At 58.4% G+C, this 19,775-nt stretch carries 26 protein-coding genes, 1 tRNA gene and 1 pseudogene; 15 read left to right on the top strand and 13 right to left on the bottom strand.

Going from position 1 to position 19,775, the window contains the following annotated elements; genetic code table 11:
• The first annotated feature begins 119 nt into the window (after positions 1 to 119).
• The 5 genes from GIW02_RS11565 (at position 120) to GIW02_RS11545 (ending at position 2,914) form a co-directional block, all read left to right on the top strand.
• The gene (locus GIW02_RS11565) at positions 120 to 332 is read left to right on the top strand and encodes a cysteine-rich CWC family protein (protein ID WP_236412357.1); all 213 of its coding nucleotides are present in this window, start codon (positions 120 to 122) and stop codon (positions 330 to 332) included.
• Positions 322 to 1,014: a pseudouridine synthase gene (locus GIW02_RS11560; RefSeq protein ID WP_236412355.1), complete on the top strand. Its 693-nt coding sequence runs from the start codon at positions 322 to 324 to the stop codon at positions 1,012 to 1,014. The genes GIW02_RS11565 and GIW02_RS11560 overlap by 11 nt, the downstream gene beginning before the upstream one ends.
• A gap of 304 nt (positions 1,015 to 1,318) precedes the next feature.
• The gene (locus GIW02_RS11555) at positions 1,319 to 2,203 is read left to right on the top strand and encodes an alpha/beta fold hydrolase (protein WP_236412353.1); all 885 of its coding nucleotides are present in this window, start codon (positions 1,319 to 1,321) and stop codon (positions 2,201 to 2,203) included.
• A 218-nt stretch (positions 2,204 to 2,421) separates the two neighbouring features.
• Positions 2,422 to 2,495, top strand: a tRNA-Gly gene (locus GIW02_RS11550).
• Between the two features lie 188 nt (positions 2,496 to 2,683).
• The gene (locus tag GIW02_RS11545; RefSeq protein WP_236412351.1) at positions 2,684 to 2,914 is read left to right on the top strand and encodes an Arm DNA-binding domain-containing protein; all 231 of its coding nucleotides are present in this window, start codon (positions 2,684 to 2,686) and stop codon (positions 2,912 to 2,914) included.
• Between the two features lie 221 nt (positions 2,915 to 3,135).
• On the opposite strand, the gene GIW02_RS11540 is transcribed toward GIW02_RS11545, so the two are convergent.
• From GIW02_RS11540 to GIW02_RS11520, 5 genes and pseudogenes are all read right to left on the bottom strand, one after another.
• The gene (locus GIW02_RS11540; protein WP_236421871.1) at positions 3,136 to 3,444 is read right to left on the bottom strand and encodes a hypothetical protein; all 309 of its coding nucleotides are present in this window, start codon (positions 3,442 to 3,444) and stop codon (positions 3,136 to 3,138) included.
• A complete protein-coding gene (locus GIW02_RS11535) occupies positions 3,434 to 4,162 on the bottom strand; it encodes a DUF4225 domain-containing protein (protein ID WP_236412341.1) in 729 nt (242 codons plus the stop codon). The genes GIW02_RS11540 and GIW02_RS11535 overlap by 11 nt, the downstream gene beginning before the upstream one ends.
• Positions 4,162 to 4,647, bottom strand: a complete 486-nt coding sequence (locus GIW02_RS11530) for an Hcp family type VI secretion system effector (protein WP_236412339.1) — start codon at positions 4,645 to 4,647, stop codon at positions 4,162 to 4,164. The genes GIW02_RS11535 and GIW02_RS11530 overlap by 1 nt, the downstream gene beginning before the upstream one ends.
• A 108-nt stretch (positions 4,648 to 4,755) precedes the next feature.
• Entirely contained in the window at positions 4,756 to 4,992 is a 237-nt protein-coding gene (locus tag GIW02_RS11525; protein WP_236412337.1) for a DUF4035 domain-containing protein, read from the bottom strand.
• A 38-nt stretch (positions 4,993 to 5,030) separates the two neighbouring features.
• Positions 5,031 to 5,226, bottom strand: a pseudogene (locus GIW02_RS11520) (toxin); the annotation flags it as partial.
• A gap of 381 nt (positions 5,227 to 5,607) precedes the next feature.
• Between GIW02_RS11520 and GIW02_RS11515 the strand changes: the two are divergent.
• Both GIW02_RS11515 and GIW02_RS11510 read left to right on the top strand, forming a co-directional pair.
• Entirely contained in the window at positions 5,608 to 6,132 is a 525-nt protein-coding gene (locus GIW02_RS11515) for a DUF3833 domain-containing protein (protein ID WP_236412335.1), read from the top strand.
• Between the two features lie 22 nt (positions 6,133 to 6,154).
• A complete protein-coding gene (locus GIW02_RS11510) occupies positions 6,155 to 6,460 on the top strand; it encodes a DUF6482 family protein (protein WP_236412333.1) in 306 nt (101 codons plus the stop codon).
• Positions 6,461 to 6,552: 92 nt separating this feature from the next.
• Here the strand turns inward: GIW02_RS11510 and GIW02_RS11505 are convergent, their stop codons facing one another.
• Positions 6,553 to 7,761, bottom strand: coding sequence for an MFS transporter (locus GIW02_RS11505; protein WP_236412331.1), 1,209 nt, complete (start codon positions 7,759 to 7,761; stop codon positions 6,553 to 6,555).
• Complete coding sequence (locus GIW02_RS11500) at positions 7,758 to 8,921, bottom strand: MFS transporter (protein WP_236412329.1); 1,164 nt, start codon at positions 8,919 to 8,921, stop codon at positions 7,758 to 7,760. Before GIW02_RS11500 ends, GIW02_RS11505 begins: the two co-directional genes overlap by 4 nt.
• A 95-nt stretch (positions 8,922 to 9,016) precedes the next feature.
• On the opposite strand from GIW02_RS11500, the gene GIW02_RS11495 reads away from it, so the two are divergent.
• The 5 genes from GIW02_RS11495 to GIW02_RS11475 all read left to right on the top strand — a co-directional run bounded on the left by GIW02_RS11495 (position 9,017) and on the right by GIW02_RS11475 (position 11,823).
• Positions 9,017 to 9,913 (top strand): LysR family transcriptional regulator, encoded by an 897-nt coding sequence (locus GIW02_RS11495; RefSeq protein WP_236421870.1) that lies wholly within the window; start codon positions 9,017 to 9,019, stop codon positions 9,911 to 9,913.
• Positions 9,914 to 10,077: 164 nt separating this feature from the next.
• A complete protein-coding gene (locus GIW02_RS11490; RefSeq protein WP_017736377.1) occupies positions 10,078 to 10,260 on the top strand; it encodes a type II toxin-antitoxin system HicA family toxin in 183 nt (60 codons plus the stop codon).
• A gap of 22 nt (positions 10,261 to 10,282) precedes the next feature.
• Complete coding sequence (locus GIW02_RS11485; RefSeq protein ID WP_236412325.1) at positions 10,283 to 10,693, top strand: type II toxin-antitoxin system HicB family antitoxin; 411 nt, start codon at positions 10,283 to 10,285, stop codon at positions 10,691 to 10,693.
• An 89-nt stretch (positions 10,694 to 10,782) separates the two neighbouring features.
• Positions 10,783 to 11,283: a methylated-DNA--[protein]-cysteine S-methyltransferase gene (locus GIW02_RS11480; RefSeq protein ID WP_236412323.1), complete on the top strand. Its 501-nt coding sequence runs from the start codon at positions 10,783 to 10,785 to the stop codon at positions 11,281 to 11,283.
• Between the two features lie 114 nt (positions 11,284 to 11,397).
• On the top strand, positions 11,398 to 11,823 hold the full coding sequence (locus tag GIW02_RS11475) for a low affinity iron permease family protein (protein ID WP_236412321.1): 426 nt from the start codon (positions 11,398 to 11,400) through the stop codon (positions 11,821 to 11,823).
• Between the two features lie 52 nt (positions 11,824 to 11,875).
• On the opposite strand, the gene GIW02_RS11470 is transcribed toward GIW02_RS11475, so the two are convergent.
• The 4 genes from GIW02_RS11470 to GIW02_RS11455 all read right to left on the bottom strand — a co-directional run bounded on the left by GIW02_RS11470 (position 11,876) and on the right by GIW02_RS11455 (position 14,560).
• Positions 11,876 to 12,403, bottom strand: coding sequence for a DUF4142 domain-containing protein (locus GIW02_RS11470; protein WP_005785958.1), 528 nt, complete (start codon positions 12,401 to 12,403; stop codon positions 11,876 to 11,878).
• Between the two features lie 118 nt (positions 12,404 to 12,521).
• A complete protein-coding gene (locus tag GIW02_RS11465; RefSeq protein WP_236418660.1) occupies positions 12,522 to 13,163 on the bottom strand; it encodes a LysE family translocator in 642 nt (213 codons plus the stop codon).
• A 55-nt stretch (positions 13,164 to 13,218) separates the two neighbouring features.
• Positions 13,219 to 13,629, bottom strand: coding sequence for a fosfomycin resistance glutathione transferase (gene fos, locus GIW02_RS11460; protein ID WP_236418661.1), 411 nt, complete (start codon positions 13,627 to 13,629; stop codon positions 13,219 to 13,221).
• A gap of 25 nt (positions 13,630 to 13,654) precedes the next feature.
• Complete coding sequence (locus tag GIW02_RS11455) at positions 13,655 to 14,560, bottom strand: LysR family transcriptional regulator (RefSeq protein WP_456361667.1); 906 nt, start codon at positions 14,558 to 14,560, stop codon at positions 13,655 to 13,657.
• A gap of 77 nt (positions 14,561 to 14,637) precedes the next feature.
• Here GIW02_RS11455 and GIW02_RS11450 point away from each other — a divergent pair, with 77 nt between their 5' ends.
• Complete coding sequence (locus GIW02_RS11450) at positions 14,638 to 15,126, top strand: DMT family transporter (protein WP_236418663.1); 489 nt, start codon at positions 14,638 to 14,640, stop codon at positions 15,124 to 15,126.
• Here GIW02_RS11450 and GIW02_RS11445 read toward each other — a convergent pair whose 3' ends face one another.
• On the bottom strand, positions 15,127 to 15,804 hold the full coding sequence (locus GIW02_RS11445) for an NAD(P)H-binding protein (RefSeq protein ID WP_236421869.1): 678 nt from the start codon (positions 15,802 to 15,804) through the stop codon (positions 15,127 to 15,129).
• Positions 15,805 to 16,159: 355 nt separating this feature from the next.
• On the opposite strand from GIW02_RS11445, the gene GIW02_RS11440 reads away from it, so the two are divergent.
• Positions 16,160 to 17,386, top strand: a complete 1,227-nt coding sequence (locus GIW02_RS11440) for an aminotransferase class I/II-fold pyridoxal phosphate-dependent enzyme (protein WP_236418666.1) — start codon at positions 16,160 to 16,162, stop codon at positions 17,384 to 17,386.
• A gap of 113 nt (positions 17,387 to 17,499) precedes the next feature.
• Positions 17,500 to 18,687 (top strand): MFS transporter, encoded by a 1,188-nt coding sequence (locus tag GIW02_RS11435; RefSeq protein ID WP_236418667.1) that lies wholly within the window; start codon positions 17,500 to 17,502, stop codon positions 18,685 to 18,687.
• Here GIW02_RS11435 and yiaY read toward each other — a convergent pair.
• The coding region (gene yiaY / locus GIW02_RS11430; RefSeq protein WP_236421868.1) for an L-threonine dehydrogenase at positions 18,654 to 19,775 on the bottom strand (1,122 nt) is incomplete at its 5' end. The genes GIW02_RS11435 and yiaY overlap by 34 nt on opposite strands.

Below are 19,775 nucleotides of genomic sequence, written 5' to 3'. Positions count from 1 at the left end.
TACAACCCGGCCCGCACCTGGACCGCCGAGAACTCGGTGGGCAGCGGGTCGCTGGGCTGGAACGGGACTGACCAGCGCTGTATCGTGCAGGGACTTCCAAGGCCCTGCACGACCACCCCATGACCACGCCCACCCTTTGCCCTGCCTGCGGCGCCCGCAACGACTGTACCCTGGCCGACCCACGCACCGCCGACCAGGCCTGCTGGTGCTACAGCGTCACCATCGACCCGGCAGTGCTTGCAGCGCTGCCCGACGAACTGCGCAACACCGCCTGCCTGTGCCCACGCTGTGCCCAGGTCGACGAACAGTTGAGTCGCCGCGATGCGCGTTGATCGCTTCCTCAGCAACCTGCCGCGCTTCAACCGTCAGCAAGTGCGTGTGTTGCTAGTGGAGCGGCGGGTGACGGTCGATGGCATGGCGGTCTGCGACCCTCACCATGAGGTGCGCGAATTCAACCGCGTGTGCGTGGACGGCGAGGTGCTGCAAGCCGGTAAACCAGCGCGTTATTTCATGCTGCACAAACCCCGGGGTTGCGTGAGCGCCACCACGGACCCGCAGCACCCGACAGTCCTGGATTGGCTGGATGAGCCGGACAAAGACGAGTTGCATATCGCCGGTCGCCTGGATCTCAACACCACCGGGTTGATGCTGATCACCAACGACGGCCAGTGGTCGCGACGCCTGACGCAACCGAGCACCAAACTGCCCAAGGTCTACCGCGTGCAGACCGAGCAGGACATCGGCCCCGAGTACGCGGCGACGTTTGCAGCGGGCCTGTATTTTGCGTTTGAAGACCTGACCACTCAACCAGCCGACCTGGTGTTGATCGGCCCGCGATTGGCGCGTTTGAGCATCATCGAGGGGCGCTATCACCAGGTGAAGCGCATGTTCGGGCATTTCAACAACAAGGTGATTGGCCTGCATCGCGAACGCATGGGGCCGCTTGAGTTGGACAGTGCGTTGGCATCCGGTGAATATCGGGCGTTGACCTGGGACGAAATCCGACAGGTCTGACGACCGTTCAGCCGGTGATGGCAAAAACCTATTTCTGCGCCTTGCACCATCCCGAGTCTGTGCTTGAATCAAGCTCACCAGTTCAAATATGACTGGCGAGTCGCCTATAACCTCCAAGAAACACATTGCCGCGCCCGCGCCGTATCCACGGGCCCTCTAGGCAAACTGCCCGCCATAACAACACCCGTCGGCCAGCCGTCATCGGATCGACATGGGCCTCCCTTTTCCAGGCGTATGCCTACCTGTCACAAAGCTCGTGCAGAGTGATCTGCGCGCCCTACCCGCTTGCCAGGAGTCTTACGACATGAGGCCAGAAATCGCTGTGTTGGATATACAGGGTCAGTATCGGGTTTACACGGAGTTCTATCGCGCGGATGCTGCGGCAAAGACCATCATCCTGGTCAATGGCTCCATGGCCACTACGGCCTCTTTCGCCCAAACCGTGAAAAGCCTGCACCCGCAATTCAATGTGGTTTTGTACGACCAGCCCTACGCCGGTCGCTCCAAAATCCATAACCGCCATGAGCACATGCTGACGAAGGAAGTCGAAGGCCAGATCCTCCTGGAATTGATCGACCATTTCGCCGCCGAACACGTGCTGTCGTTCTCCTGGGGTGGCGCCGCCACCCTGGTCGCTCTCGCCCACCGCCCGCGCCGCGTGGAAAAAGCGGTGATCAGCTCGTTCTCCCCAGTGATCAACGCGCCCATGCGCGATTACCTCGAACGCGGCGTCGACTACCTCGGCAACCTCGACCGCGACCGCGTCGGCCACCTGGTCAACAACACCATCGGCAAGCATCTGCCATCGCTGTTCAAGCGTTTCAACTACAAGCACGTCAGCAGCCTGGCCGAGCACGAATACGGGCAGATGCACTTTCACATCAGCCAAGTGCTGCACAGCGACCGGCTGTGCTACCTCCAGGCGGCGCGAAAAATCGACGTGCCCGTGCTGTTTGTGAACGGCGAATGGGACGAATACACCAGCGCCCAGGATGCCCGGCAGTTCGCTCAATATGTGGCGAAAAGCAGCTTCAGCACCATCCAGGCGACCGGGCATTTTCTGGATATGGAACACAAGGCGGCGTGCAAGGACAGCCGGGACGCGGTGGTGGGTTTTCTGAAACCGCAGCAGCAGGTCAGCCGATTGCGTTATCACCAGGGTCAGGCACAGCATGCGTTTGCGATTTGAGGTAAGCGCTTATGTGGGAGTCGGGCCTGCCTGCGATGCAGACGCCGCGGTGTGGCAGTCACACTCAGGTGGGGCTATCGCAGGCAAGCCCGCTCTCACATAAGCTTGCGCCTGCATTGCGCCTGTTCATCGGTTGGCTTGATGAACGCAACCCACACATTTTTCGAAGAAAAACTTCAAATCCGGGCGAACATCTGGTACAAAGTCAGCCGCTCTGAGCGGGTATAGTTTAGTGGCAAAACGAAAGCTTCCCAAGCTTTAGTTGAGGGTTCGATTCCCTCTACCCGCTCCACTTCTGCTTTTCCCTCGTTTTTCCGCATCATCCCCCACGCGTTCACATCAGCGACCAGCCCAGCTAATACGGGGCTTTCAGCGACTCCACACGTTCCCTCGCACTCCGCCGTTTGTCTTCTCAGTCTGGAATTTTTTGTATAGCGGTTTGTACAGTGGAGTTAGATCGAACCACGCTATACAAACTCCATGAAACCTACTGATATCAAGCGCCTGCCCCTGGCCGACACGGTGTTGGCTGCATTCGCGCCTGAGGCGAAGGACTACTACCAAAACTACGGGGCTGACCGCCTCTACTTCCTTGTGACCAGTGCTGGTCGTGAGCGCTGGGTGCCGCGATATAAGAAGCCCAATGGGAAATGGGGCTGGCATGGATTGGGGACCTATCCTGATGTCAGCGCCAAATGCGCCCTAGAATAAGCACGGGCCGCATTGAAGCTTAATGCTGATGGCGTCGACCCAAAGACAACGGTGGCGAGCGACAACTGTAGACCCATGCAGATGAATGAACGCGTGATGATCAGTTGCACGTTATTTCTCCCAGATGGAAAAGTGCGAACGTACCACCGGTTTTCAATCGAGTCTGTCGGCTCAGTCTGTCAGACAGCGGTTATTTTTTGACAACTCAAACTTACCGAGCGTTAATTTTTCCGAAGTGTTTTTTTGGGAATACATGTCGCTTGAAGCAGCGCACTGATGAAAGCGACCCATCGAACCCAATCGTTATTCACCAGAAACTCCAAGGGGGAGGAAAAAAGCAAAATTGAGCCGTAACGGGCGACACTAAACTGAGCCTCCCCCCAAAGCAGAACACCTACCAAGCACACCCAGAACCACTTGTCGCTAAAGTTGTCACCCGAAAGCTTTCTACTTATCAAGCGACAGACTAAAAATACCGAAAGAGACATCACAAAATAAATTACGGTTAAAAAAAACTGGTCAGCGTCCATTATTCTTGGACTCTTTATATAAGGCATCGACCGTGGCTAAATCAGCAATCGCATCAATACCCAAGGTAACTGCCCCAGCCTCGACATACCCACGCTGATAATCGCTACGAATGTAACGAAACAATCGCCAAGAATCAGGCTTTAATACCAACCGACCTACGCCATAGGCGGACATCAACAAATCTGCGCCGCCATACGCCATATTTCCATCAATTTCGTCGCCGCCCATCGCTTTGGAAATTTCGTGATAACCCTTGCGCACAGGCCCTTGGGTATCCGTGCGGTCCTCCCAAAGATTGCGTGCACCTTCATAAGTGTTATTGGCACCGTGCGCCATCAATGGTGCACCTGCTACTAGACATAGCGTGCCGACAGAGGCATAGCAAATTCCGGCCCCCGTCGCGAACTGCAATACACCGGCAACCACCCCCACACCCTTTTTAGCAATCTCTATCGACTGCTCAAGCAGGCTTTTTTGCTCGTCCTCCAAGTCGCGAAGACCCTGCTCCGGTGATTTTCTACCCTGCTCCACATCGTGGACGATACTTCTCGCGTAGTACGCCACTTCACGATTGAATTGCAGACGTAACACACCATCTTGGATATGGCGGGCGCTCAAGGTACAAGCTTGGTTAGCAAGGATGCTTCCAGCGCGGCTGACTTGCCAAAAGTCGCAGCTGCTTGGGTCGTCCCCGCCATTCTTATCTCTGAACGGCATCACTCGTCACCACCCCAAGAACTGTACCCGGTCGTTCCAGCAAGGTGGTGGACCCAAGTGATGCTCCGATAACGAATAGCAACATGCTCCTGGGGTTCAGCGTCATTTTGTAAAATGACATGCGGCATATCCAGAGTCAGGTCCGAAATGACGCCGCCCTCAATTGATATAGAATAGAACTTCTCCTGTTGCCCGAAAGAAGACACACGATAAAAATTAATCGTGCATTGAATTTCCTCTCGACTTGAAAGGGCTTGCGCCAGCAACGGTGAAGACTTATCGACATTTTTTGTTAGGACAATTGGCCGATGCGTCGGCTTATCGACATTCCCGAGATTTGCCATGTTATGGCTGTAGGAAAGTACCATGATCTCATCGAGATGCCCTGGCTGGCATTTATTACCTATCGAGCTCTGACCTGAACATCCTACCGAAATCAATCCTTGAATCTTACCAGTGATCGACATATATCCAGTGTTCGCCATGGGAGCCTTTCCTTGTAATAAACCAATCGGCTGAGCAGGCTATTACAGCGACCCAAAGCGAAGTTGTAGGACACTTCTGTATTTCAAAGAAATCTGAAACTCGAAGTTTCAAACTGTCTGCATCGCCAAGTATTTACGCAGTTGTGTTTCGTCCTCTTCCGCATCCAGATTCGAGGGTTCAGCGTTGCGCTGCCATTTCGGCAATAGCTCCAACGCCGTAACCTTCGCACCTTGAGCCTGGAAAACCGCTGCTGCGAGGATCTCCGTTTGCACGTCACCTCTCACATCACTGATAGGCGACTCACGGTTGAAGGCTTGCCACAGGAAAAGCCCTTCGGCACTCATTTGCTGGATCAGCTCACGTAAGGTCTTGCCTAGCCAAGCAGCCCACCACGCTTTCCCTTGCCACGGCGAGCGTCTGCCAGCGGAGCTTTCTGAAGCCTCCGGTACGTGGCATCACATCACCTGCTTCAGGGTTCGCCTGCATTTCGGCCTGAAGCTGCCGATACTCATCGTCAGCTTCAGGTAGTCACCGACAGTGGCGGTGAAGCTTGTGGTTTCGAAGAAGGCCGTTTTCATAGATAAAAGTATAGGCAAGCTGGTTACACTTAAAATAACTCATCCATCCCAGGCGCGTAACGTCATGACAGACGGCGCGGGGTCAGCCGACCTGGTAATTCTTGTATAGCGGCTTGTATAGCGAACCGAAAAAAGCCATGAAACCCGTGCACCACGTGGCCCATTCGACCCCCTCTACCCGCTCCACTCAGATCAGGTCTTGCGTCAGAATGTTTTGGACGCAAGATGCATAAAAAACCGGCCCTCTTGGCCGGTTTTTTTATGGGCGGGATGTGAGGGATGCGGCATTCTTTTCGCGCAAACCTGTACAAACCAATAATTTTGTACAAGTATCAACCCAAAGCGAGGGTACTGCGCCGCGCACGATAGAGGAGCCAGGCCATGACGCGTCTATGGGTTTCATTGTTGCTGGTGTTGAGTTTGAGCAGTTGCGGCAACGTCGGGGTCGAGCACTATGCCGACCAGCAGCCGCAGTTGGACCTCAAGCGTTTCTTCAGCAAGCCCGTCAAGGCCTGGGGCATCTTCCAGAAGCGTTCGGGGGAAGTGGCCAAGCGCTTTGAGGTGGCTATTTCCAGTCGAGAAGAAGGCAACGCGCTGATCCTCGACGAACGGTTCCTGTACAGCGATGGCACCCGCCAGCAACGGGTCTGGACGCTTACGCCGGACGGTCCTGGACGCTGGCGTGGGCGCGCCGGGGATGTGGTGGGCGAGGCCATCGGCGAAGTGGCGGGCAATGCACTGCGTTGGCGCTACCGACTCAACCTCCCGGTGGATGACTCTGTGTACGAAGTCAGCTTTGACGACTGGATGTTCCTGATGGATGACGACACGCTGATCAACCGTTCGAGCATGTCTAAATTCGGCGTTGAGTGGGGCCAGGTCACGTTGTTCTTTCGTCGCCAATGAACGAGCTGAAGTGAGGGTGAACATGAACCTGCAAAGGCTGACCGAACTGGCCATGAAGGGCGAAATACACGAGCTGGAATTGCTCTCTCTGGAGGGCGGTTTCTACCTCGCGCGCATCAGCCTTGGTCACTCGCAAACAACCCTGATGAATGATGATGGCAAGCCATTGCGCATTGGTTCCACCACCCATTTGCGCGACCTGTTGCAGCGGGTGCCACCGTTTCCCTGTGTGCTGGTGCAGCACTGCGTCCACGATGAAATGTGTGGTGTGCGTGAAGGGCCGATCGGTGCGTTGCGTATTCCGTTTTCACTGACGTCGCCGCTTTAAGGTGCTGCGTATTTCTTCGACTTCCCTGTTCCTTTGTAGCGGCGGCTGGTCCACGCGGTCCTGTGCCGCCTCGAGCAGCAGCCGCCGCTCGATTATTTGTTGACTGGCCAGGGGTTAAACCTCATCCCCCGCTCCACCGCCCATGCCAACGGCAACGTCAGCAACAACATCCCCGCCAGCACCATCACCGCCATCGGCACGCCCAGCGCATCCCCTACCCCGCCAAACACCACAGGCGCGACTGCACCGCCGCCAATCGTGCCGGTGTAGAACAGCGCAAATGCCTGATCCCGCTTACCCGCACCGGCCAGGTCCGGCACCGCGCCGTAGAGCACCGAAGACGTGCCGTTCAGCACCAACCCCAGCATCGGCAACATCACCATCAACCCGGTCAGCGGTAAGTACACGGCGGCGACGATCAGCACTGCCGTGCTGGTTTCGGTGATCCACACCGTCTTCATCATGCCGATGTGCGCGCCCAGATACCCGCAGAGCAATTTGCCGAACGCGCCGCCAACAAACAACAGGGTCAAGGCCAGGCCGATGCCGGCCGTACCGGCCCCTTTGGCTTGCAGCAGGAAGGGCAGGAAGGTGAGAAAGCCCATACGCACGGCGCTGTCGAGCGTGCCAGTGACGATCAGCGCGCGCAGGCCCGTGGCAGAGCCGCTCCCGCTGAGAGGTTTGGCTTTTTTAATGACGGCGGACTCGCATGACTGAGCAGGAATAAGCCACCACAACAGCCCCGCCGCCGCCAGACCGAGCAGCCCCAACAGCGTAGCGCTGGCCCGCCAACTGATCACGGTGAGCAACAACCCGACCAGCCCCGGAATCAGGGTTTTACCCATGTCGCCGGAGAAGTTGTATTGGGACAGCGCCTGCTTTACGCCACCACCGTCTTCATAGGCATCGGTAATCATTGAGGAGGCCAGCGGGTGCTGGGTACTGGCGCCCAGGCCACCGAACACCAACGCCAGCAGCAACAGGCTCAGCCCGGTTGCCTGCCCCACCAACAGGTAGGCAATACCGGCCAGCGCGGTGCCACCCACCAGCATTGGCTGGCGCCCCCAATATTTGGCGGCGCGACTGGCCAGGAGTTGGAACACGGCCATCATCCCGGAATAGGCACCGCGTAAAAGGCCGATCTGGGCGTAGGACAAGGCGAACTGGGCCTGCCAGATAGGCAGCAACACGTAGATCACATCCGTGAGCCCATCGTGCACGGCATGCGCGCTGCACCCGGCGAACAGGGCGCGACGGCGCGTAGTAGTTTCGGAGGCAGGCACAGCGACGGTGTCGTTCATGGCGTAGGAATCAGCTTGGGTTCAGGGGCCTTCCAGCCGGTCAAGGCAATCAGCAGGGTCAGCAGTTGGAAACCGACAATCAGCGCCACACACCCGGCCCAGCCCCAGCGCTCCCAGATCAGCGCCGGGACGATGGCCCCGCAACTGCCGCCCAGGTAATAACAGGTCAGGTAAACGCCCACGGCGCCCGCCTTGTTGTCACCAGCAGTGGCGGTCGTGAAGGCATTGGCGGCGGCCTGGGCGAGGAACACCCCGGTAGAACTCAGCGCCAGGCCCGCCACAATGCACCACAAGGACGGCACCAGGGTCAGCGCCGAGCCGCTCACGCCGAGCACAGCGGCGACACTCAGCAACTCGGCGTGGGGCCGAGCTTTGCTGAGCCGGCCAGCGATGGGAATCACGATCAGCGCCAACAGGAACACCGTGTACAGCGTGCCCAAGGCGGCAGGCCCGAGGTTGAAAGGCGGTAGGCTGAGGTACAAACCCGCGTAGGTAAACGCCGCGACTTGGGAAAACAGCACGCAAAAACCTACGCCGTATGCCGCCAACAACGGTGTGCGAAAGATGCCCGATGAAGGCGCTTTACCCGGCACCGCACGTGGCCGATTGGCGGGCAACAGAAACTGGATAAACCCGCCGACCATCAGACTCAACACCGCCAGCAGTTCAAAGGCTTCACGCCAGCCCACGTATTCGGTCATCACGCCGATCACGAAACGCCCCGCAAACCCGCCCAATACGGTGCCCGCGACATACAGGCTGGTCACCTCGGTGACGGTGCCGCCCGTCCAGCGATCGCCGATATAGGCCACGCTGGTGGCAAATACCACCGGAATCAACATGCCCTCGACAAAGCGCCACACCAGCACTTGGGCAAAACTGTCGGCATAGGCCGTCATCAGCGCCGGCACCGCCAGCAGCAGCGCGGCGGTGGCGATCACCGTACGTTGATCGAAACGCCCGGTAAGGCGGCTGACAAAAGGCGCCGTGATCGCCACGGCCAGGGTGGTGACCGTGATGCTCCAACCCGCTGCCTTGGCGCTGATATGAAAATGCGCGGCAAAGGTCTGAAGGATGCTCTGGGTCGCATAGAGGTTGAGAAACGCCGCACAGCCACACAGGAACAGGGCAAGGCGGGCACAATGCAGGCGCAGTTTCATGAAACCTCTCGTTTTATTTTGAAAGGTCTTTATAGAATGGCTGGCAGGCCTTAAACCAATACCGAATTCCGACCGATTGATACCCAAGGACCAGGATGCTCGACCTACGCAAGCTGCGTTACTTTCTGACGGTCGCCGAGGAATTGCACTTCGGCCGCGCGGCCCTGCGCCTGCACCTGGCCCAGCCGCCGTTGACCCGGCAGATTTCAGCGCTGGAAACAGAGCTGGGGTTCAAGCTGTTCGATCGTACCACTCGCACAGTGACGCTCACTGCCCAGGGCCGCTCGTTCCTGCCCTATGCCCGTGGCGTGTTGGAACAGGTGGCGTTGGCGCAGGTGATTGCGCGCAAATTGGCGGCGGGCACCGCCGGCCAGCTGGCATTGGGGTACGTCAGTTCGATCGCCCTGTCGGACCTGTTTAGCCAGGCCATCCAGGCCTTCGCGCAGCGCTTTCCCGATGTGCAGTTGACCCTGGTGGAGTGCGCCTCGGGCAGCCTGGGTGCGCAGATCGCGGACGGGCGGCTGGATATCGGCTTGAGCCGGCTGCTGCCGCACAGCGCCCAGGTGCAGGCGCTATCGTTGGGCGAGGAACGGCTGGTGGCGGCGGTGTCCACCGACAACCCGTTGGCCCGCCAGGCGCAGGTCAGCGTGGCTCAGCTCGGTGTTTACCCGTTGATTCTGTTTCCGTCCGACTACGGCTCGGGGCTCAACCAGTCCATCGAGCAGCTTTACCGCCACCACGGGGTAGCGCTTCAGCCCGGGCCGACCGGGCGGCAGATCACCTCGATCATTGCGCTGGTGGCCGCCGGGCAAGGGGTGGCACTGGTGCCGGCCTGTACGCAGAGCTTGATGAACAAGGGCGTGACCTATCGACCGTTGGTGGAAGCAGATGCCTGTGCGCAGCTGTTGGTGCTGACCCCTACCGCACGACAGAGTGCATTGATTGACGCCTTTCTGGCCGTGATCGAAGAGGTTTTACCCATCCGGCAATAACCTGAAAAAAACCGCAATACCTCCGCGCAGCGCCATTCCCACACGCTCATACACTCCATTCACCACCTGCCGAAATACCGGTCATCGAAGATCGGTAGGTAGAGTGTTGATAATTTATTTTCAGTGGTTATAGTCACCACCAACACACACCACAAGGAGGTGCTGTGGATAGCCGATATTTGATAGGACACATCGTTGCCGATGGTTGGTACCTGGTACGCACCAGGGGCAGCCACCATCATTTCAAGCACCCTACAAAGCCGGGGCTGGTAACGATTCCCCATCCAAAAAAGGACCTGTTGGACAAGACCGCCAAGAGCATTCTGAAACAGGCTCTGCTGAGTTAACCGTCCCTGGAGGACAACGAACATGCTCTACCCCATCGCAATTTCAACCGGCGACCAGGACCATGCCTGGGGCGTGGAAGTGCCGGATATTCCAGGCTGCTACTCTGCCGGTGACGACCTGGACGACGCCATGGCCATGGCCCGTGAAGCCATCGAAGGGCACTTCGAGATTCTTGCCGAAGACGGCGCGCCGATTCCCAGCGCCCAGAAAGTCACCGTGCATGCGGCCAATCCCCAGTACGCAGGCTGTACGTGGGCAGTGGTGGATATCGATGTCACCAAGTACCTGGGCAAGGCGCAGAAGCTCAATATCACCTTGCCGGGTTATCTGTTGAACCGGATCGATGAATACGTACTGCACCATCCCGAGGAAAAAAGCCGCTCGGGGTTCCTCGCGTCGGCAGCGCTCAAGGTGCTGCAACAGGACCACTGACCAACGCGAATTCAATCGCAAGAAACGAAGTTTTCAATGAAGCGGGTAGCCGTAGAGTGAAGTAACGCCACCCGCCCAGGAGCCTGCCTATGCCCTACGAATTCACACTCATGCCCTCCCCCGTGGGCGAACTCACGCTGGTAGCGCGTGATGGCAAACTCAGCGCCGTGCTGTGGGAAACGGAACGCGCCAACCGAGTGCGCCTGGGTGAATTGATCGAAGCCAACGACAGCCCGATGCTGCTGGAAACCGAGCGCCAGTTGAAAGAGTACTTCGCAGGGGCGCGCAACCAATTCGAACTGGAACTGGACTTCACCGGCACCGACTTCCAGAAGCAGGTCTGGCAAGCGCTGTTGACCATTCCCTTTGGCGAAACCCGCAGCTATAGCGAGATTGCCCAGCAGATAGGCAACCCGAAAGCGGTACGGGCCGTGGGGGCTGCCAACGGGCGTAATCCTATTTCGATCATCGCGCCCTGCCATCGGGTAATCGGCGCGTCGGGCGGCTTGACCGGGTTCGCGGGAGGGCTTGAAGCCAAGCAGTATTTGCTCGCACTGGAGGGCGGCGGCCAGGCGGTACTGGCGTTTTAAGAGCACCCCAGCAAACCGTATCACTTTGTTCACTTACTGATTTGTAAAAAGAAATTTCAGCGCGCCACTGCGGTCCATCCTTTCATCACCCCCTTTCATTCAAGGAACACGGTCATGAAATTCTCCGCAGTCTCGCAATCCCTGTCGCGCTGGGCAGGCAGCCCCCGTACGTTCTACGCAGCGTTGGCGTTGATTCTGGCGTGGAGCCTGAGCGGGCCGTATTTCCACTACAACGACACCTGGCAACTGATCATCAACACCTCCACCACCATCATCACCTTCCTGATGGTGTTCCTGATTCAGAACACGCAAAACCGCGACAACGACATCCTGCATATCAAGATCGATGAGCTGCTGCGGGTGTCCAAGGACGCGCAGAATGCCGTGCTGAGCCTGGATGGCCTGGACCGCAAAGAGCTGGAGAAACTGCGCCAGGAATACCGCAGCATCGGCAACACCGGCACTGTCAGCTTGAACAGCAGTTGCGGCGCGGCTGCCGATGATGCGGCGCCGATCAAGACGGACCTGAACCAGGCATAAAAAAACGGCGGTTGGAATACTCCAACCGCCGTTTTCAGTTCAAGTGCCGAGATCAACCGTCGCCCTGATGGCCTTTGCCATAGGTCGACGCCAGGGCACGGGCTTTTTGCAGACGCTCTTCCAGCTTGGGCAGCGTCTCATCCACCAGCGCTTTTATTTCTGGCACATCCGACGCTGCACCTTCCTTTTTGAACAAGGCGATGGCGTCTTCGTTTTCCTTGACCTGCTGCGCGGTGTAGGCGGCGTCGAACGAGTCGCCGTCCTTGAGTTCGGGCATCAGGGTTTCAGCCTTGTCGACAATCTTCTCGCGCGGCGCCACGGGCAGGTCGAGCTTCTTGGCGATGGCTGCCAAGTGCTGGTTGGCCAGGGTGCGCTCGTTGATCACCTCAATGGTGTAATCCTTGATTTCCTGGGACGAGGTCTTGGCGTGGGCCATGCGACTGGTTTCGATATCGGCCATGCCTTTGGCCGAGGCCTGCTCGATGAATTCAGCCGGCGACTGGGCGAAAGCATTGCTGGCGCCGAGGCCCAGCAGCATCGCGAAACTGGCGGTGCGTAACCGGATAGCCATGCGGCTCATGATGGGTTCCTCCAGGGCAAAAATAAATGCAGGGAATACACCCCGCCCTGAATTCGAATTTTATGCGCGGCAAAGGTTTAGAAAAAACTCGCCAGTGCGACGAACGGTCATCCTCGACTTAGCCCGGTTTGCTGCCAAACAGGCCCGGTAGCGCGTGGGCCAGAGCATTAATGGCGAAGCCGATGAACATCACGCCGCAGAGTCTGGTGATGAGAATTTCATGGCGCTGATACACCGTGCGCACCCGTTGGGCGCCAACCACGCCGATCAAAATCGCATAGGCAACCAGCCCCCCGACAAAGCTCAGCAAGATCAACGAAGGCAGCATCGCCCAGGTCAGCAACTCGGCCCGGCTGGACAGCAACGCGGTGAAGGTCGCCACGGCCACCGGATAGGCCTTGGGGTTGGTGAGACCGAACAGGATGCCGTGCCAGAACGGATGCCGCGCGGCGCCCTGGGGCGCATCACTGCTGCGGCGCTGGGTGCGGATCGCTCGCCAGCCGAGCCAGAACAGGTACAGACCGCTGAGCACGCCCAGCACATCAAAGGCACTGCTGCCGACTTCCTTTGCGCCGACAATCGCGATCAGCGCCGTACTGCACCACACCACATCGCCCAGCAAATGCCCGCACAGGAAACCCGCTCCGGCACGCCGGCCACGGGCGGCGCCGATGCCGAACACGGCCAATACCCCAGGCCCGGGCGTAATCCCGTAGATAAAGCCCGATGCGAGGACGGCGAACAGCAAGGATGGGGTCATGGGGCGCGACTCTGACAGACGATTAAGCGGTGCGGCGATTCTGCACGTTCTGGCGTTAGCGGTAAAACTTCATTCCCGCGTAGGGCTTGTCGCGGCACGCTTGCAGGCGCGAGGCCAGGTCACCGACGTGGGCTTCCAGCTTGTGCCCATCGGGGTCGAGAAAGTAGAACGAGGCGCCTTCGCTACGGTTGTCGCGCCACTCGCGCACAGCGGCGGCCCGCAGGCGGTCGACCACCCCACTGAACTGCGCCGCTGCGACGGTAAATGCATAGTGGGTGTAATCGGCGGCAGGCGCCGGGTCACGCAGTGGATCGAGTGACAAACACACCCATAATCCAGGCAGTGAAAGGTAGGCACCGTTGTCCCAGGTGGCGTCGAGTTCAAGCTGCAACAGCTCGTGGTAGAAGCGGATACTGCGCGGCAAATCGGTGACCGCCAGGGTCAGGTGGTTGAGGCCTGAAAGCATGTGGGTTTTCCTCTTATCGACGACTTCAGGACAATACACCCCGCACCCGCCCAATCAACCACTGCAAGCCCGAATCCCCACCTCGCCGCGCATGCCAGGCCAGCTCGAAGGCAAACGAGGGAATATGAAACGGTGGCGGTACGGCCAGCAAATACTGCTGGTCGATGTTGAGCAAGCCCCTGGATGACACCGTCAGAATCAGGTCCGTGCCCTGGATCAACTGCGGCGCCACGCCCCAGTGCGGCAAGCTGATCGCCACATGCCGACGCTCGCGAATCGCCGTCAACGCTCGCTCGATCTCCGGGGTGCCGCTGCCGCGCATTTCCAGCAACACATGGGGCCTCGACAGGTACGTGGGCAGGTCCAGCACAGCGCTTTCCGGCAGGCTGCTGCGGTCTACCAGGCAGGTGTAATGCTCGTCGAACAGCGGCGTGGTGCGCAGTTCGGCGGGCATGTCGGGAAACACCCCGGCGGCCAGGTCGAGATCGCCATTGAGCACGCCCTCGACCATGCCTTCGCGGCTGGCCTGGATGATTTGCAGGTCGATACCCGGCGCTTCATGCCGTAATACGCGAACCAAACCCGGCAGGAAAATCGCCGCGCCGTAGTCAGACATCGCCACACGAAACCGGCGTTTGGCCGACGCCGGGTCAAACCGATTCGGCGCCAGCAGCGCTTGCACCTGGGCCAGGGCTTCGGCCAATGGCACCGCCAGTTCCAGAGCGCGGGCGGTGGGCACCAACGTGCCGCCCCGACGCTCCAGCAGCGGGTCGTTCAGCAGGTCACGCAAGCGTGCCAGCGCATGGCTGACCGCCGGCTGGCTGAGGTGTAAACGTTCGGCCGCACGGGTCACGTGTTGCTCGCTGAGCAAAGCGTCGAGAATCACCAACAGGTTGAGGTCGATGCGGCGTAGATCATTCATCAGCTGCATGCTCAGCATAAGAACTTGGAATTTAAATTTGCGCGACGAATAGCCTAGAGTCCAGCAAAACCTCTGGGAGATTCGCGATGACAACGTTGCACTGGATGGGATTGTTGGCGCTGGCCGTGATCGCGGGCGCGGTGGTGCCGTTTCAAAGTGCGATCAATGCCAACCTCGGGCGCGGGCTCGGTCATCCGTTATGGGCCACCCTGGCGTCGCTGCTGGTGAGCATTATCGTGCTGCTGCCGGTGATAATTGCATTGCGCCTGCCGCTGCCGAGCCTGGGGTTTGTCACCCAGGCGCCGCTATGGATGTGGGCCGGTGGCGCGTTTGGGGTGTGTTTTATTTCCTTGGCGTTGATGCTGTTGCCCACGCTGGGCGCGTCGGGGTTTATCGCCCTGGCCATGGCCGGGCAGATACTCGCCTCCTTGCTGCTCGACCACTTTGGCCTGTTCGGTCTGGTGGAACGCCCACTGACAATGCCCCGCGTGCTGGGGGCGTTGTTGCTGATGGGCGGCGTGGTATTGATTCAGTTCAGCGCCACGCCGGCCCGAGCATTGGCGACTGCAGGCTGATCAGTGACGGCGTTCGGCGGCCAGGCGATTGATCTCGGCCTGCTCCACCACAGGTTGAGGCGCACCGTGGCTTACGGCCTGCAACATCGCCCGACCGACGGTTTCGGTGCTCACCACCCAGGCCGGTTTTACCCGCCGCGCAAACGAGAGCAGCGGCCCCAGCACCGAATAGAACGCCTGGTACAGCGGCGTCTTCGAACGCACCCCATGCAACGGCTGGATGACCCCCGGCCGAAACACATAGACCGCCTTGAACGGTAGGCGCAGCAAGGCGTTCTCGGTCTTGCCCTTGACCCGCGCCCACATCGACTTGCCCGCCTCGGAGCTGTCGGTGCCAGCACCGGACACATAGATAAACGTCATCTGCGGGTTGAGCCGCGCCAGGGTACTGGCGGCGACGAGGGTGAGGTCATAAGTGAGGTGGGTGTACGTGGTTTCATTCATGCCCGCCGACGAGACGCCGAGGCAGAAGAAACACGCATCAAAGCCCTGCAGCAGGTTTTCCAGAGGCTGGAAATCCAGCATGTCGCTGTGCAACACCTGGTGCAGCTTGCCGTGCTCCTGGGTCAGGGCCGTGCGGCCTACGGCGACCACTTCCTGAACATCCGCAGCCAGCAGGCACTCGCGTAGCACGCCCTGGCCGACCATGCCGGTGGCGCCGAATAACAGAACTCTCATCAAATACTCCTTCATCCCGCTAGTTTGACTAGCCTACAGACGAGCTTTTTGAATGCTATCGGCACATCTGCCCTGCACGCTGACACCTTACTCAATCCAGTGACGCGCAGCCTCACTAAATCGTATTCCACTTTGAAAAAACATCGCATACGGAACGACCTATTCGAATTCTCCACTGCCAGGCCAAAGCCTTGAAGGTAACGATTGGCGTAGCGTTTATTTTACATCGAAAAAATCAGGAAACTACCCACACACATAAATCCATCTGGATTATTTCGTATGGGAAACGTCTGACTTATCGAATTAAAGTCTTCACGCTATTGTTTTCCATCATTCCCCAAGGACGAGTTAAAAAATGGAAAACACATCATTCAAAAACAAATTTTCAAACTATAAAAAACTGATCGAATTGGCTGAAACGGATTGGCACTCCGCAAAGTCAGGACGGATATGCGAACTCAATGTCACCGTCAAAGACAACAATTTCCTCACAGACCAACACGGGAGAGACCTCCATCATTTCTGCACGACATCCTATCTTGGCCTTGATTATCATCCAGCTATAATTGAGGGCGCCATCCTTGGAATAAAGGAGGCTAAAACGCTTCGAGTCGCAAATTCAAAAAACCGATGCAAGCTTGAAATGCTCGAAAGATACGAGCTGGAGCTGTCGGCTCACTTTGATTCGACCTGCTTGAGCACATTGTCTTGCAGCGCTGCCAGTGCCGGGTTACTGCCCCTGCTCGCCAGTGGAGCGTTTACTAATAACTGTCCGCCCACGATGCTGTTTGACAAACAATCGCACTACTCAATGAATCATGTCAAAGCCTCATGCGCTGATGAAACTGAAGTACAAACCGCTCCCCATAATGACCTCTCTTTCATTGAGCACTTATGTAAAAACCGCAAAAAGGTCGCATACATTGCCGACGGTGTATATAGCATGGGTGGCCTTGCGGACATTGAAGGCCTGCTCTACCTGAAGGCACGATATGGGCTATTTCTTTACATGGATGACTCGCATGCCCTCTCCGCATTCGGAGAGAGAGGGAGAGGTTTTATTCGCTCGTACCTGCAGGCGCTGGACGATCAAACTTTGATTGTGGCCTCTCTAGGTAAATCCTTCGGTGCCAGTGGGGGTTTGATAATGTTTGGCAGTGAACAACAAAAAAGCTTGATGTACCGATATGGAGGCCCTAGCAATTGGTCACAGAGTCTAAACTCAGCAGCAATTGGTGCAGGATTAGCCTCGCTCAAAATACATCAGACGAAAGAGCTGAATTCACTTCAAGACAGGCTCCAATTCAACATCAAACTATTTGACAATCTTATACGTACCGAGCAATACGGCACTGCTACGGCAATCCGTCTGATCAACTGCGGCGAGGCTGAAAAGGCCAATGCAATCTCCACGCATCTTGCGCAACAAGGCTTTTTTACGTCCGCTGTATTTTTCCCTGTCGTGCCAAGAGGAAAAGCTGCAGTACGCGTAACACTTCGAGCAGACATGGACCACACCACTATAAAAACCTTTTGCTCCCTTATGACATCTCTAATGGATAGATACGAAGTCACCCGCTAGCCTTTATCCAGCTACAGATTATAGATCCAACTATTAACACGGATGGAAAACTATGCAAATCATATCTGAATCGCAACGGATATCTTCAGACTTAGATTGAAGGACGACCTTTATTGAAAAATACCACCACCCTCACCCTCGCCTGCAGCGCCGCCTTCCTCAGCCAGGTCGGTATCAGCAGCTACTTGCCGGCCGTCCCGGCCATCGCCCAGGCCCTGCCCGCTGCTGAAGACCACGTGGCGCTGGCACTGGCGGTGTACCTGGTGGGCATGGCGCTGCCGATGTTGCTGTGGGGTAGCCTGGGTGAACGCTGGGGTCGAAAGCCAGTGTTGCTGGCGGCGCTAGCGCTTTATGCGTTGGCGAGTGCGGCGATTCCGTCGGCGTTCAATATCGAATCGTTCCTGGCGTTGCGACTGCTCCAGGGCTTGGGCGCGGGCGGTGTTTCGGTGATGGCGCGGGTGTTGGTGCGGGACAGTTTCAGCGGTGCGCTGTTGGCCAAGGGCCTGTCGTGGCTGGGCATGACCTTCGTGATCGCGCTGGGTATCGGCCAGTTTGCGGGGTCTGTGTTGCAGGTAGTGTTTGGCTGGGAAGCGATTTTTTATGCGCTGGCAATCGGTGCTGTTGCCTTGATGGCCGTGTTGCAGCGGGTGATATTTCCCACACGGGTGAAGAACGATTCTGCGCTCCCTGCCCGGCGCATTTACGCCACGATTCTGCGCCACCCGCCCTTCCTGTACGCAGCCTTGGCCGGTGGGCTGGGCTATGGGGTAATCATTGCGTTCAACACCTGCGCGCCACTGATACTGCAGGGGCGTTTCGAGTGGAGCGCGGCGCAGTATGGCTGGCTGGGGTGGCCGATCAGCGCGGCGTATCTGGCGGGGGCGTTGATGGTCAACCGGTTCGTCGCACGCACGGGCCGCTTGACGATGTTGAGTTGGGGCGTGGCCCTGGTGTTGCTGGGCAGCGCGGTGATGCTGTTGGGCAGTGTATTTGCCAGCGGGCTGGCGATGTTGCTGTGGCTTCCGTATTGCCTGGCAGTGCTGGGGCAGTCGATGAGTTATCCGATCAGTTTGTCCTTGGCCAACGATGCGTCCCCAGTCAACGGCGCCTATGCCATGGCCTTGAGCGGTTTTATGCATCAGTTGATGGCTGCTCTAATCGGCGGCGGGGCGAGCCTGCTGGTTAGCCAGCAGGCATGGCCATTGTCACTGTTATGCGTGGCGTTGGCGGGCGGCGCATGCCTGTGCGTCGCCCGATGCAGGAAGGATCAGAACGCGTTGCGAAAGATCTCCTCGATCTGACGCTGATCCGCGCGCCGTGGATTGGTCAGCCCACACGCATCCTTCAACGCATTGGTGGCCAGCAGCGGAATATCCTGCAACTTCGCGCCCAGTTCGCGCAGACCGGCGGGGATCTCAACGTCGTGGGACAGCGCACGGATCGCCGCAATGGCCGCCTGGGCGCCCTCCTCTTCGGTGACGCCCTTGATGTCGGCGCCCAACGCACGGCCCACGTCGCCCAGACGTTTGGCGCTGACGCTGGCGTTGAAGCTTTGCACGTGGGGCAGCAACACGGCGTTGCACACACCGTGGGGCAAGTCATACAAGCCGCCCAACTGGTGGGCCATGGCGTGCACAAACCCCAGCGAAGCATTGTTGAACGCCATCCCGGCGAGGAACTGCGCATACGCCATGTTTTCCCGCGCGGCCTTGTCGCTGCCGTCGCGCACGGCGAGGCGCAGATTGGCGCTGATCAGTTCGATGGCCTTGATCGCGCAGGCGTCGGTAATCGGCGTGGCGGCCGTGGAAACGTAGGCCTCGATCGCATGGGTCAAGGCATCCATGCCGGTGGCGGCGGTGAGGCCCTTGGGCATGCCGACCATCAGCGCCGGGTCGTTGACCGACAGTAGCGGCGTGACGTTGCGGTCGACGATGGCCATTTTTACGTGGCGGGTTTCGTCGGTGATGATGCAGAAGCGGGTCATCTCGCTGGCGGTGCCGGCGGTGGTGTTGATGGCCACCAGCGGCAGCTGCGGCTTGGCCGATTGATCGACGCCTTCGTAGTCGCCGATATGCCCGCCGTTGGTGGCACACAGGGCTATGCCCTTGGCGCAGTCATGGGGCGAACCACCGCCCAGCGACACCACGAAATCGCAGGCGCTTTGCTGCAGCAACGCGAGGCCTTTCTCGACGTTTTCCACATTCGGGTTGGGTTTTGCGCCGTCGTAGATCACCGAGTCGATGTCCTGCATCGCCAGCTTCTCGGCGATCATGCTGGCCACACCGGCCTTGGCCAAGCCAGCGTCGGTGACGATCAACGCCTTGCGAAAACCGTAGTTGCGAATGGCGGTCATGGCTTCGTCGAGGCAGTCGGTGCCCATGATGTTGAC

Origin of the sequence: Pseudomonas syringae, from assembly GCF_021606685.1 — a bacterium.
Classification (GTDB): Bacteria; Pseudomonadota; Gammaproteobacteria; order Pseudomonadales; family Pseudomonadaceae; genus Aquipseudomonas; species Aquipseudomonas syringae_R.
This window is presented reverse-complemented; position numbering and strand designations above follow the sequence as displayed.